This window comes from Paenibacillus sp. JT31N11 (assembly GCF_056269285.1).
Genome location: NZ_JBWDNQ010000016.1, coordinates 57,337 through 70,743 on the forward strand (window position 1 = coordinate 57,337; position 13,407 = coordinate 70,743).

General features: G+C 55.1%; 9 protein-coding genes. 5 read left to right on the top strand and 4 right to left on the bottom strand.

All coding sequences use genetic code 11. The annotated features are described in order from the left end of the window. Positions 1-248 precede the first annotated feature (248 nt). From AC0YNV_RS33580 to AC0YNV_RS33595, 4 genes are all read right to left on the bottom strand, one after another. Positions 249-2,315: an alpha-galactosidase gene (locus AC0YNV_RS33580; RefSeq protein ID WP_475771934.1), complete on the bottom strand. Its 2,067-nt coding sequence runs from the start codon at positions 2,313-2,315 to the stop codon at positions 249-251. Positions 2,316-2,418: 103 nt separating this feature from the next. Then, the gene (locus AC0YNV_RS33585; RefSeq protein WP_475771935.1) at positions 2,419-4,059 is read right to left on the bottom strand and encodes an extracellular solute-binding protein; all 1,641 of its coding nucleotides are present in this window, start codon (positions 4,057-4,059) and stop codon (positions 2,419-2,421) included. 250 nt (positions 4,060-4,309) lie between these two features. Beyond that, positions 4,310-5,200, bottom strand: a complete 891-nt coding sequence (locus tag AC0YNV_RS33590) for a carbohydrate ABC transporter permease (protein ID WP_210046239.1) — start codon at positions 5,198-5,200, stop codon at positions 4,310-4,312. A 90-nt stretch (positions 5,201-5,290) separates the two neighbouring features. Continuing rightward, a complete protein-coding gene (locus AC0YNV_RS33595) occupies positions 5,291-6,262 on the bottom strand; it encodes an ABC transporter permease (RefSeq protein WP_475771936.1) in 972 nt (323 codons plus the stop codon). A gap of 127 nt (positions 6,263-6,389) precedes the next feature. Here AC0YNV_RS33595 and AC0YNV_RS33600 point away from each other — a divergent pair, with 127 nt between their 5' ends. From AC0YNV_RS33600 to AC0YNV_RS33620, 5 genes are all read left to right on the top strand, one after another. Next, positions 6,390-8,039, top strand: a complete 1,650-nt coding sequence (locus AC0YNV_RS33600) for a response regulator (RefSeq protein WP_475771937.1) — start codon at positions 6,390-6,392, stop codon at positions 8,037-8,039. Between the two features lie 13 nt (positions 8,040-8,052). Next, the gene (locus AC0YNV_RS33605; protein ID WP_475771938.1) at positions 8,053-9,852 is read left to right on the top strand and encodes a sensor histidine kinase; all 1,800 of its coding nucleotides are present in this window, start codon (positions 8,053-8,055) and stop codon (positions 9,850-9,852) included. 304 nt (positions 9,853-10,156) lie between these two features. After that, positions 10,157-10,492, top strand: a complete 336-nt coding sequence (locus AC0YNV_RS33610) for an ArsR/SmtB family transcription factor (RefSeq protein WP_475771939.1) — start codon at positions 10,157-10,159, stop codon at positions 10,490-10,492. A gap of 179 nt (positions 10,493-10,671) precedes the next feature. Then, positions 10,672-12,420: a SulP family inorganic anion transporter gene (locus tag AC0YNV_RS33615; RefSeq protein ID WP_475771940.1), complete on the top strand. Its 1,749-nt coding sequence runs from the start codon at positions 10,672-10,674 to the stop codon at positions 12,418-12,420. Positions 12,421-12,456: 36 nt separating this feature from the next. Beyond that, positions 12,457-13,407 (top strand): ATP-binding protein, encoded by a 951-nt coding sequence (locus tag AC0YNV_RS33620; RefSeq protein WP_475771941.1) that lies wholly within the window; start codon positions 12,457-12,459, stop codon positions 13,405-13,407.

The window sequence follows — 13,407 nt, forward strand, 5'->3', positions numbered from 1 at the left end:
TATAAAATAGAACTCGCTGTGTGCGTTTGCGTTTTCGCCCGCCGTCTGGCAGCCCGCGAATCATACATGGTTTCAGGACAAACCATGCGAATAATGATATTTTGGCCAATCACATCCTTCAGCCTCTAACTGCATACAACAGCCAGATAGCGGCGGAAATAGGAGAAACAGACCTCAAGCCGGTCTGCTCTCCATTCTTTAAAAAAAGGCCATTCGTTCGATCCTTCGATACAAACAGAGAGAAACCCTTACTCCAGCATCAGCTTGACCAGCCGGGATTCGGCAGGCTCCAGTTCAATGCGAACTCCGCCCCGGGCAGCCCAGGCAGCGCCTGACCATAAGTCCTTGAGCGTATACGGCGTATCTTCTTCCCAACGCCCGATCCCGTCGGGCAGAACCGTAATCTCTGCCGCAGCATCGGTCTGAAAGTTAAAGACAGCCAGATAGATGCAGTCTTTCCCGCTCTCGGACCGGACCAGCCCGAAGATGTTCGCCGCTGCCGGGCCTTCTGCCTCCACAAGCGGAAGGAAGGTCTCGCCGAGGCCCGCAAGCGCCACGATATCCTGATTCGCCAGCCATTCCTCCGCCCGGAGGCAGGCTTCCTCCTTGCGGAAATCATCCCCCATCATCATCAGGGTGCCGGCTATGACGGAAGCGTTGAGCCGGCTGCGCCCCTCGTGGTACGAGGTAGGTTCCTGATTGAAGCTCTGATACAGCACCGTATGGTCCGGATCGTTATAACGGTAAATGGTTCCGTTCATCCACCACCCGTAGGTCAGCGAATTGAGCATATATTCGGTATCCGCCAGCGTTCCGAAGGCATCGCAGGATATGCGCCGGCTGTGTCCGTAGATATGGGGGAAGATCGGCGCGATGGACAGATTGATATGGAAGGGCCTGCCTATCTTCTGCGGGTCGAGGCTTCGCACGATATAATCCATCCCGAAATTATAGGCTTGAATTCCCGTACGGATATCCGGATTGTGATGGCTGCCCTCCAGCGCGCCATGTCCCAGAAAATCAAGCTTCACATAGTCGAAGCCCCACTCCACGAAGCGCTTCAAATGATAATCCGTCCGCAGCCGGTTGCCGGGATGGGTCGGATCAATCGCCAGCCCTCCATCCAGGCTCGGCAGCAGATTTCCCTCCCTGTCCCGCAGCAGCATATCGTTATACGTAAAGCGGCCTTCCGTTCCTTCCACCTCGCGCTCGAAGCCGGTGCCCCAGAACGCGAACGGAGTCCAATAGATACCGGCTTTCTGCCCGTTATCCTTCACCTGCCGCACAGCGGCTTCCAGCTGCTCCGGCGTCAGGTTATTCCAGAAGGAATCGAAGTTTACATAGACGGTTCCTTCCTTATTAAATCCATTGTCCTGCAGCTTCCGGAGAAAATCCGACGTTTTGCTGTACACATCGTAATCCAGCTTCCCCCCGACGGCGGACCAGCTGTTCCATCCGAAAGGCACGCCATGCTCCCATGGAAGCGCAGGCGCAAAGGCGGCATTGGCATGCCCGAATGCCTCCAATCCGCCGCGGTAGCTCCCGAAGGAGCCGAGCAGAATAACCGGCGATTCAAGCACCGCCCCCGCAATGGCTCCATGCGGGATGGAGTCCCGGCTAAGCTCGCCCGCCGCGCCGCCATAAATCTCCAGGCTCTCCACGCATCCGGCGGCGGCGCTCCTTACCCGCAGACCCGTCTTCCATGTATCGTGCGTAACCGAGCCCATCACCATGCCTTTGCCCGATGCAGGATCATAGAGGGCCGTCGCTTCATAGCCTTCCACCTCTCCCGGCATCGAAACCGATTCATAACGCACCCATTTGTCGTTATCGAAAGGGACAAGCAGCGCCTGCAGAGCGTGACCCTCCGGCAGCCCCAGCGACATGAACGGTCCTGATGAGGCATCCGCAAGGACGGGGGCCATATAGTTCGATTCCAGATTGCCGCCGGATTCCGCATCGACCTCCAGCTTCACGGTGATATACGCTTGCTCCTCATACACCGTGAACTGCTGGCGAAGCAGGGGGAGGCCCTCCCCCGTATGCAGAACCGTCAAGCACCGCCCTGTGCCGATGGCATCGGAAACCTCATCAGCTGCCGCTGCATTCAGTTGGCGGGATTCATACTCCGAAGCGCGGCGGATGGATCCATCCAGACTAAAGCCCGAGTCTATTCCAATCAGCCTGGAGCCGTCCCTCCAGCGTATGCCATATTTTCCGCTCCCAAGATCAACCGTCAATGTCAGGATGCCGTTATCCAGCGATACCGACGTTTTGTCCGCTTCCGTCTCTATCCTGATAAGCCGGGTGTTCATTTGGCGTTCCTCCTCTGCCTTTGTTTGATCTCTGCCGTTTCCTGGAAGCTGGTGAACAAAATGTTCCCCGTCGTTTCATCGCCGACCCTTCTAAAACAGCAGCTTACTTCCACAATTCCATGCGCTTGTTGTAATTATCCGTGATGATCGCTTCGACCTTCTCGCCGCCGGCCGCCTTGATCTGGTCCAGCATCGCATCGTACATGGAGTTGGCCGTCGCTGCATCGCCTGCGATAATGATCTTGGTGATGCTTTGCTTGATGACATCCTGAACCTTCTGGTAATTGAGCGATTCCGGCGTTCCGCCCTGCGGTCCCAGATTATCGTACGGCGACGAGTCAAATACGGTATCAGCCAGGTTCTTGATCGCCATTTTATCGATTATATTGCGGTTGTATTGTCCCAGGCCGTACGGCGTACCATCGCTGCCGGCGCCGTTCTTGATGAACCAGGTCCATTTGCGGATGCCCGCTTTCTTCATCGGATCGTCCGGGTTATCGTTCTGGAGACCGTCAAGCGTTTCCTGCCGCGGCGTATGCTTGCCGTCCTTCATATCCCAGTGCACGCCCTCGATTCCCCACATCAGCAGGTACTGTCCTTCGTCGCTCGCCAGATAATTCATGAATTTCATCGTCTCTTCCGGATGCTTGTTGTTCTTCGTAATGGCGATGGCGTCCCAACCAAGTGGACTACGCGGCCCAAATGTGGTTTTGGCGGGATCCACACCCGGAGCTACAACCTTGTAGGCCATCATCTGCATATCTTCGCCGCCGGTTTTTTTCAGCGCATTATTGGCGTTGCCCACATCCCAGTAAGCGCCAGGCGTCGAGAACACGATGCCGTTGGACAGCTTCTGCTCCCAGGTCTGCGTCTTGCTGACCGCCCAATCGCGGTCGACTAATTCTTGACGGTATAAATCATTCATGTACATAATCATTTCCCGGTATTTCGGATCCTCGACATCGAATCTCAGCTTGCCGCCGTCCTCATAATAGGTTTTCAAGCCCCACATGCCTTTGAAGGTTCCCAGCACGGCTCCCATATTCTCGGCATTGAAGGTAAGCGGAAACGTCGGTTTGCCGTCGACGGACGGATGAGCGGCCTTATAATCCTTGAGCAGCTGTGTAAATTCATCCGTTGTGAACGGCTGGCCGCCCTCCGCCTTATTCGGGGCCAGTTCCGTCAGGACGTCCTTGCGGATGTTCATCCCGAGCACCGGATCGGTATCCATGCCGTACCAGTTGGAGAGATAGTAGTTCTTGCCATCCGTATAGCGGGTTTTCTTGAGCACATCGCCATACTGCGACTGCACATCCGGACCGTATTTCTTAATTAGATCATCCAGGGGAATAATCGCGCCAGCGGCGATATATTTGTTCACGATGTCGCTGCCCCGGTCCAGGAGCACAATATCCGGCAGATCGTTGCTGGCAAGCATGAGATTTAATTTCTCCGCCGGGTTGCCGGTCGGCTGCTGGATTTCCACCGTTACGCCGGTCCGCTTGGTAATTTCCTTGGCGACTTCATTCGTAAAAGCATCGCCCGTGTTTTTGTCAAAGAATGTGAGCGTAAGCGGCTCCGAAATTTTGGCGGGATCCCCGCCTGTGTTTTGACTTCCGGCATTTGCGTTATTGGCGGCCTCGCCATTGCTTCCTCCGTTGCTGCCGCTGTTGCCGCAGCCTGCGAGCAGTGAGCCGGCCAGCGCCAGCATCATCAGAATGGAGGCTGTTTTCTTCTTCTTCATGTTCTTTTCCCCCTACATTCAAATGTGAGTTTCATAGATCCGGTGCACCGGGCCCGGAATGTGCTGCCTGGTAAGAAGAAACGCTGTGCCGACCTTTGGCGGCAGTGTGAGTTTCTTCCCATAAACCTTATAGAAATGGATAAAAGGGAAGCTAATACATTCTATAATGGCAAGAAGAAACGGCTGCGCCGACCCTTGGCGGCAGCGTGAGTTTCTTCCCTGTGGCTGCGTGCGCTCATTACGCTGACCGTCAGCTTTTCACCGCGCCCAGCGTCATGCCCTTCACGAAATACCGCTGCAGGAAGGGATAGACAAGCACGATGGGCAGCGTTGCCACCATGGTGGCCGCCATCCGGATCGTATCCGGGGAGACCGCCAGCCGTTTGGCGGAATCCGCCGTCTTCTGCGCATCCGATACCATGCTGCCGGTCTGGTATTGATTGAGAATCTTGACCAGCACGGCCTGCAGCGTCTTCAGGCTGGACTTGTACGTGAAAACATAGGAATCGAACCAGGCATTCCAGTGTCCAATGGCTGTGAACAGGGCAATCGTAGCCAGCACCGGCATCGTCAGCGGCAAAATGATTTTGATAAACGTCTGCACGTCGTTGGCTCCGTCGATTTTGGCCGATTCGTCCAGTTCCTTGGGCAGCTGCTCGATGAAGGTCCGCACAAGAATCATATAGAACACATTCATCAGCCCCGGGGCGATATAGACCCAGAACGTGTCGATCAGATGCAGGCTTTTCAGAACCATATAATACGGAATAAGGCCGCCGCCAAAATACATCGTGAAGATAAAATAAAGCGTAATGGGCCTGCGCATGAACAGATCGCGCTTGCTTAACGGGTAAGACAGCAGACTGATGACCAGTACTGTAAGCGGCGTTCCGATGACCGTCCGCGCCACCGTCACGACGATGGCGTTCAGAATTTCGGAATCGGTCAGAATTTGCTTGTAGCTGGTAAAGGAGAACTCTCTGGGCCAGAAGTAGATGCCGCCTTTAATCGTATCGGACGCGCTGTTGACCGACAAAACCAATATGTTCCAAAACGGATAGAAGGTCGCAAACAGCACAACCAGCAAGAAGAGATAAACAACCGAGATATAGACCCTGTCTCCCATGCTTTTGCTTTCCATGCTTGTACTCCTTTCTCTGCCGGGCGGCAAGTACGGGTATCTCCCCATATCGTTCGTGTTCAAGAGGACCTTTCAGAGATTCCCGTAGATTTAAAACAGCGACTGATCGTTGACCCGCTTGGCGATATTGTTCACCATCAGCACCAGCATAAAAGCGACAACGGATTTGAACAGCCCCACAGCCGCGCCGTAGGAGAACATGCTGTTCTGCAATCCATACCGGTACGTGTAGGTATCGATAACATCCGAATACTGGAGGATCGTATCGTTCTGCAGCAGATACTGCTGGTCGAATCCCGCATTCAGCACGCCGCCCACCGCAAGAATCATCAGAATGACGATGGTCGGCCTCAAAGACGGCAGCGTAATATGCAGCATCAGGCGCCACCTGCTTCCCCCGTCCACTCTGCCCGCCTCATACAGCTCCGGATTGATGGAAGCAATCGCAGCCAAATACATGATGGCGTTGAACCCCATATCCTTCCAGGTGTTGGAGGAAGCAATAATCCACCAGAAGTAATGCCCGTTCTGGAAAAAAGCGATCGGCTCATTCGTCACATGGAGCAGTACAAGCACCTTGTTCAGGAGACCGTCCGAGGCGAGCAGGGTCACGATAATATTCGCGGCGATGACCCAGGAGATGAAATGCGGCAGATAGGATACGGTCTGCACCACCCGTTTGAAAGCCCGCTGCCTCACCTCGTTGATTGCCAGCGCCAGAATAATCGGTGCCGGAAAGCCGAGCAGCAGGCTGAGCAGGCTCTGGGCCAGTGTATTTCGCAGAATAATGCGGAAGTCGCCGTTATTCAGAAAATATTCAAACCACTGCAGCCCCACAAAGTCGCTGTGGAAGAACGAGCCGAAGAAGGAAGCGCCTCCCGGCTGGTAATTAATGAACGCCATGTACAGTCCGAACATCGGGCCGTACGAGAACAGCAGCGTGCAGATAAACGCGGGCAAAATCATCAGCCACAGCCACTTTTGCTGCCGCAAGCGCTTCCATGAACGTCCTCGCGTTTGGGGTGGTTTGCCCGGCATTTGTGCGTCCGCGTAGGCTCTCATGCCAATTCCTCCTTTTGTGCCAAGTCGCATTCGCCCTTGAAGTACCCTCATTATAAATTCAGCAGCGGGGAGGATTATATGCCAGAATTCTCCGATTCATAGTCCAAAATAACGGAATTCCTGCCGGATGATTGTTGAAATGCGTCAGACCGACTACAATAAAGTTCAGCTGTTATCCTATTCCTGCGGCAAAGGACGTGGTCTTCCCTTGTATAAGATTCTGCTTGTTGATGATGAGAAAATGGAATTGCAAGCGCTTACTGACTGTGTTCCCTGGTCGGATATGGATATCCGCGTGGTTGGAACGGCAAAGAACGGCCGCGAGGCTCTGGAGCTTACGCAGCAGCTGTTGCCTGACATCATTCTGACGGATGTCCGGATGCCCATTATGGACGGACTGGAATTTGCCAGACGCGCCAAAGGGCTGCACAAGCAGATATCCATCGTATTCTTAAGCGGGCATGACGAGTTTCAATATATTAAAAGCGCCCTTGCGGTGGAAGCGACCGGCTATCTGCTGAAGCCTGTCGATCTCGATGAGCTCGCCCAGCTGATGGAGAAGGTGAAGCTCAAATGCCAGGAGGCCAGGCTGGCCGCCCGTTCTGAGTCGCTGGCGAAGGAGAAGCTGCTGCGCGAGCTGCTGCTGGAGGAATCGGAGCAGGGCCGGGCGCAGCTTGCCCGCCAGCTTGCCGAGCTCGACCGCAGGCTGCCGCTCAGGTGGAGGTACGCGGCAGTCTATATGCAAACCGCCGGGGCCTCTCCCTCTGAACTGGCGGCGCCCTCTGCAGGGCCGGACGTCCTGGGGCCGCTTGAGCGCAGCGTCCGTGTTTCCATTCGCAGCCAGCTCCAGGCCATGGGATTTGCGGGCGAGCTGATCGACTGGGGATATGGCGCTTTCGTCGCCCTGCTCCCCGCTTCTTTGCTTGACGGGGATCCGGAGCCGCTGCGGCAGCTCCAGAAGACAATCGGCGAGGAATTCCCGCTCGCCCTGACCATCGGGCTGTCCCGTCCGGGCGAACGGCTGGAGGATGCGGGGGAACTGGTGAAGGAAGCCCGCATCGCATCAGGGCAAAGCTTCTATTATGGCAGCGGAGCGCTGCTGTCTGCTGAGGAGCTCCGCGGCACGGTCATGGGGGAGGTCGAGATCGGCGGCAGCCTCGAGACGCTGCGGCGCCTGATCGGCCTGATGCTGCCGGAGGAAGCGGAATTGGAGATTAAGCGCTTCACCGCCGATCTGAGGGAGCGCCATATTCATCCCCAGCTTGCCCGCAGCGCCGCCGTCCGGCTGGTTACGGCTGTCGAGCAGCATTTTACCGGAGCCTTCAAGGAGCAGCACCGCCCCTTCAACAGCGAGTGGATCATCATGAACGACTGTGCCACGCTGGAAGAAATTGAAGCACATATTCTCCACGTATGCAGTACGCTTGCTATGGCGCTGGCAGACAAGGACAAGGACCGGCACCAGCATGTGGCCAGGCATGTGCAGGAGATTATCGACCGCTCCTACTCGACTTCCCTTACCGTCGAAGAGATTGCCAAAGAAGTATATCTGTCGCCGAATTATATCCGGTCGATCTTCAAGGACAAGACCGGCAAGACGATTCTCGAGGCGATTACAGACCGCAGAATGGAGCGGGCCTCCATGCTGCTCTCGGACAAATCGCTCAAAATCCATGAAGTCGCAGGCAGGGTCGGCTACGAGAATGTTTCCTATTTCTGCTCGGTTTTCCAACGGACCACCGGGATGACGCCGAATCATTACCGTAAACAAATTTGAGGAGGAATGCTTCTTGCTCCGCGGGCTTCAGCGCGTCCTTACCCGGCCTTTTCTGAATATTCGCTTTCGCAACAAGCTGTTCGCCGTCTTCGCGCTGGTTGCGGTCGCGCCGCTCCTATTCTTCGCCTTCTATTCCTATGGAACGATGAAAGCCGAGCTGACCCGGCAAACGTATGCCTCCATGGCGGTCACGACCGACCAGATCAGCGCCAACCTGAGAACGAAGCTGGACGCTTACGCCAAGGTCTCCTCTTCCTTATATCTGGACCCGCGCCTGCGCGATATTCTGATTCAAACCTATTCCAGCGAAAGCTCGCTTATCGACGCCTATTCCTATATCAACAGCACCTTCAAGAATATACTTACCACCAATAACGAGATTATGAGCATGACCATCTATACGCATAATGAAACCATTCCGGCGGATAATGTGTTCCTGCGCAAAGCGGATGAGAAGATGAGGCGCAGCCCGTGGTACGAGCCTGTCAGCAAATCCTACGGAAGCGTCACATTCACCGTCATGACGGCGACAAATCCGCCTGACGATCAGGTTGTAAAGGGAATCGAGGAGCGCAAGCCAGCCCGGGTCGTACTCGCGCGTCTGCTCGATAACAACAGCCTTAATTATCCCTACGGCTATTTGACCATGGAGATCCCGGAAGCCGATATTTACGCGCTGATTGAGAAAGAAAACAAGAATAAGGAGCTGTTCATCGTCTCCGAGGAGGGTGCAATTGTCTCTGCCCGCGACAAGACGCTTCTCAATCAGCCGCTGGCCGGGCTTGTTCAGGGGAATTGGAGCGCGGAGCCCGATGGCAGCTTCATGGGGCATTACAAGGGGGAGCGCGTATATGTGGTCTACAACAGCATCGGCAGCGGATGGAGGACGGTCTCTATCGTCTCCTACGACAGCCTGATTAAAAACGTCAAACTGGCTTTTTCCCGGTTGTTCACGCTGGCTGTATTCATCGTCGGGCTCGCCATACTGCTCATCTATCTGACGGCGCGGTTAATTACCAAACGCATCGAGACGCTGCTCCAGCTGACCCGCCGCATTGAGCGTGAGGACTTCAGCATGCCTGACACGTTTATGGGCCATGACGAGGTCGGACAGCTGGCCTTCGCCATGCTGAAGATGTCCCGCCGTCTGAAGGAAATGATCACCGTTGTCTACAAGAAGGAAATCGCCAAGAAGGAAGCGGAGATGAGCATGCTGCAGGCGCAGATCAATCCCCACTTTCTGTACAACACGCTGGCCTCCATTTCCGCTCTGGCGATGCTTAGCGAGGATGCCCGGATTCACAAGATGGTGACGAATCTGGGCAAATTCTACCGGATTTCCCTCAACAAAGGAAAGACGATCATCAGCTTTGGCGAGGAGCTGAAGCTGACCCAGGCCTATGTAGCCATACAGCAGCTGCGGTTCGAGGGAATGCTCAATATTCACTATGATATCGACGAAACGGTATCGCCTTACCCGGTTGTCAAGCTCGCGCTGCAGCCCTTCATCGAGAACTCCATCAACCATGCCATTTGGGACGACGAGGCGCCGCTCAACATTATTATCCGGGCCAGGACGCAGGGCGGCACGCTTGTGCTGGAGGTGATAGACGATGGCATGGGCATGCGCCCGGAGAGACTTGCTTTCGTGCGCGGCGGTGGGAATGAGGAAGACAAATCCGGTTACGGTATCCGCAACGTCGACCGCCGCATCCGGATGACGTTCGGCGAACGCTATGGCGTGCATATCTTCAGCCGTCTCGGCATCGGCACGACCGTGCAGATCCGCATTCCCGTCAGCGGGCCTTTGTAGCAGCGGGCACCGCGCGCTGCTACCAGCGCGAGCTGTGGCGCTGCATGACGGTGCATATCCGCACCGCGGAAAAACCTTGCTGCACGCTGAATCAGCGGTCAACTCGGCCCAATCGAAAGCTCCAGCAAGGTAAAACCTGCTTACACGCACCACCCCCTCGGGTTTCGCCACTGCATCCCGGAAAAACCTTGCTGTATCGCCGCTGAAGACAGCGCCAACCGGTTCTCTTGATGCTCCCCCTTGATAAACTATGCTATTATATTCATATCTTCAAAAGTTTATCGGGTGAAGGAGCAGGGCTGCAATGAATCACCACCAGAATATCCAACAATTTAAAGCCGATTTCTATAAAGCGCTGGCTCATCCCATGAGAATCCGGATTCTGGAAGCCTTGTGCGAAGGAAATAAAAACGTAAACGAGCTGCAGAGCATTCTGGGCTCGGAGGGTTCCGCCGTATCCCAGCAATTGTCGGTGCTGCGGAATAAAAATGTGGTTTATGGCATTAAGGATGGCACCTCGGTCATCTATTCCTTAAGAGATCCGCTGATCAAGGATCTGCTCGCCGTAACGAGGCGGATTTTTGACAACCACCTTGTGGATGCCATCTCGCTGCTGGAAGATATTCGAAAAGAGACTTGACCGACAGAACAAGGGCATTCCTGAGCATGATTCAGGATACCCTTGTTTTTTTGTTTCTTTCCATGCGCTTTCGTAAAAAGCAGCGGAATTTCATGTTTGACAGCATCTCTCCACAAGGAGTACCATTCATCCTGTATATATTCAAATAATCAAATATATAAAGAAAAGAAGGTATCAGGATGAGATGGTCAGGAAGGTTCGAGGGCTATCATGCAGCCGCCCTCCGCAAGGATCTTGTTTCAGGTCTGATTGTGGGCATAATCGCCATTCCGCTGGGGATGGCGTTTGCTATTGCCGCTGGTGTCAAGCCGGAGTACGGCATCTATACGACTATTGTCGCCGGTATCATCATTTCCTTGTGCGGCGGCTCCAAATTTCAGATTGGAGGCCCAACCGGCGCCTTTATCCCCATCCTTTTCGCCATTGTCATGCAGTATGGTTATGAGGATCTGCTCCTCGCCGGTTTCATGGCCGGGATGATTCTTGTGCTCATGGGAATATTCAAGCTTGGCGTGCTCATCCGTTACATCCCCCGCCCTGTTACCATCGGCTTTACCTCGGGGATCGCCGTTATTATTTTCAGCGGACAGATTGCCAATTTTCTGGGCCTGAGCGGGATCGCAAAACATGAGAATTTCGTGCCGAACATGAAGGAAATCCTCCTGCATTTGGGGACTGTCAATCTTTACAGCGTCCTGACGGCGGCGATTTGCCTGGCGGTGCTCCTGCTTGCGCCCAAATGGATGCCGAAGGTTCCGGCTTCCTTGTTGGGCATTCTTATCTCCACGGTCATTGCGGCTGTATGCTTCCCCGGACATGTCGCGACCATCGGCTCCTCCTTCGGGGCCATCCCGAGTGCGCTGCCTCAGTTTCATCTGCCGGACATGACATGGGGTCGAATAGAAGCTCTGCTCCGGCCGGCCTTTATTATCGCGATGCTTGGAAGCATCGAATCGCTGCTGTCGGCAGTCGTTGCCGACGGCATGACCGGCAGCCGCCATAACAGCAACCGGGAGCTGATCGGGCAAGGAATTGCCAATATGATCACCCCGCTGTTCGGGGGCATTCCGGCAACCGGAGCCATTGCCCGGACGGCAACCAATATCCGAAGCGGGGCCGTATCCCCTTTCTCCGGCGTTGTGCACGGCATTGTCGTGCTGCTGGTGCTTGTTTTATTCGCCCCCTACGCCTCGGAAATTCCACTGGCCAGCATGGCCCCCATTTTGATGCTGGTGGCGTGGAATATGAGCGAGCGGCATGAATTTGCCCATGTCCTCCGGACAAGAACAAGTGATTCCCTCGTTCTTGCCCTTACTTTTGCGCTGACCGTATTTACGGATTTGACAACCGCCGTTGAGGTGGGGCTCCTGCTGGCCGTCATTCTCTTCGTGAAGCGGATGAGCCAGAATCTGGACGTTTCCAAGATGCTGCCAGACCCGCTCGCCAGGCACGGGAAGGTGAAGGCCTATATGGTGTCGGATGGCCATGACTGCCCCCAAATCAGCATCTACACGGTAGATGGTCCGCTCTTCTTCGGCGCCGCCCATTTATTCGAAGAGTCGCTCATGGCGGGTATGGATGCAGTGCCCCGGATCCTGCTTCTGCGCATGGGCAAGGTCCCTTTTATGGATACGACCGGCGAATATAATCTGGCCCGCCTGGTGAACCGGTTCGAGCGTTCAGGCGGCCGGGTTCTTTTGTCGGGGACCCGGCCGCAGCCTATGAAGCTATTGGAGAAGACCGGTCTGGCTGCGCGAATCGGCGCCACTCATCTATTCCGGCATACGGGCGAAGCGATTGATTATGCTTTGACCCAACTGGATGCCGGCAGATGTGCCGGCTGCAGCCATTTTGCTTTTCGTGAATGCGGCAAATTATCGCAAGGAGGCGGCATGGCTGTTATTGAGCGGTCGCATGAGCTAAAATAAGGGGTAGCCGTACACCAAGAGAGGAGTTATATTCTCATGTCTGAAGACGGAAAGCGAAGCGAACGCCCCAAATTGAAAGTGATTCATTTTGATAAAGACAAGCAATCGCTCATTGAGACCGAACAGCCCCAGACGACATTCGACGATGTAGGCGGGCTGGAAGAGGTCAAGCAGAATATCCGCATGAATTTTGTGCTGCCGCTGCAGCAGCCCGAAATGTTCGAGGCCTTCGGCAAGCAGGCCGGCGGAAGCCTGCTGCTCTACGGTCCTCCCGGCTGCGGCAAAACCTTCCTGGCCCGCGCGGTTGCCGGCGAAATCAACGCGAACTTCATCCATCTCGAGCTTCAAGCCATTTTATCCATGTATATCGGCGAAAGCGAGCATAATCTGCATGACCTGTTCGAGAGAGCCCGTCAGGAGAAGCCCTGCGTGCTGTTCATCGATGAGCTCGACGCTCTCGGCGGCAGCCGGCACCAGATGCGGCAGCATCACGAGCGGATGCTGGTCAATCAGCTGCTGCTGGAGCTGGATGGACTGGAATCGTTTAATGATCAGGTATTCGTAATTGGAGCGACGAACACGCCCTGGTATCTGGATACGGCCCTCCGCCGTCCCGGCCGCTTCAACCAGCTTTCCTTCGTCTCGCCGCCAGGCGCTGAAGAGCGCGCCACCATTCTCCAGCTGAAGACGGCCGGCAAGCCGCAGCAGGAGCTTGATATCCGCAAGCTTGCCGGGCAGACGACCCATTTCTCCGGCGCGGATCTGAATCAGCTTGTCGACGATGCCACGCAGCTTGCGCTGCACCAGTCCCTGAAGGCGGGCAGCATTCAGCCGATAACCAGCGAGGATATGATGCAAAGCCTGAAAAGCCGCAAGCCGACCACCCTGGAGTGGTTCCAGACGGCCAAGAATTACGCCACCTTCAGCGATTCCAACAAAGATTATCAGGTCGTCCTGGATTATATGAAGCAGCACCGGCTTCGCTGA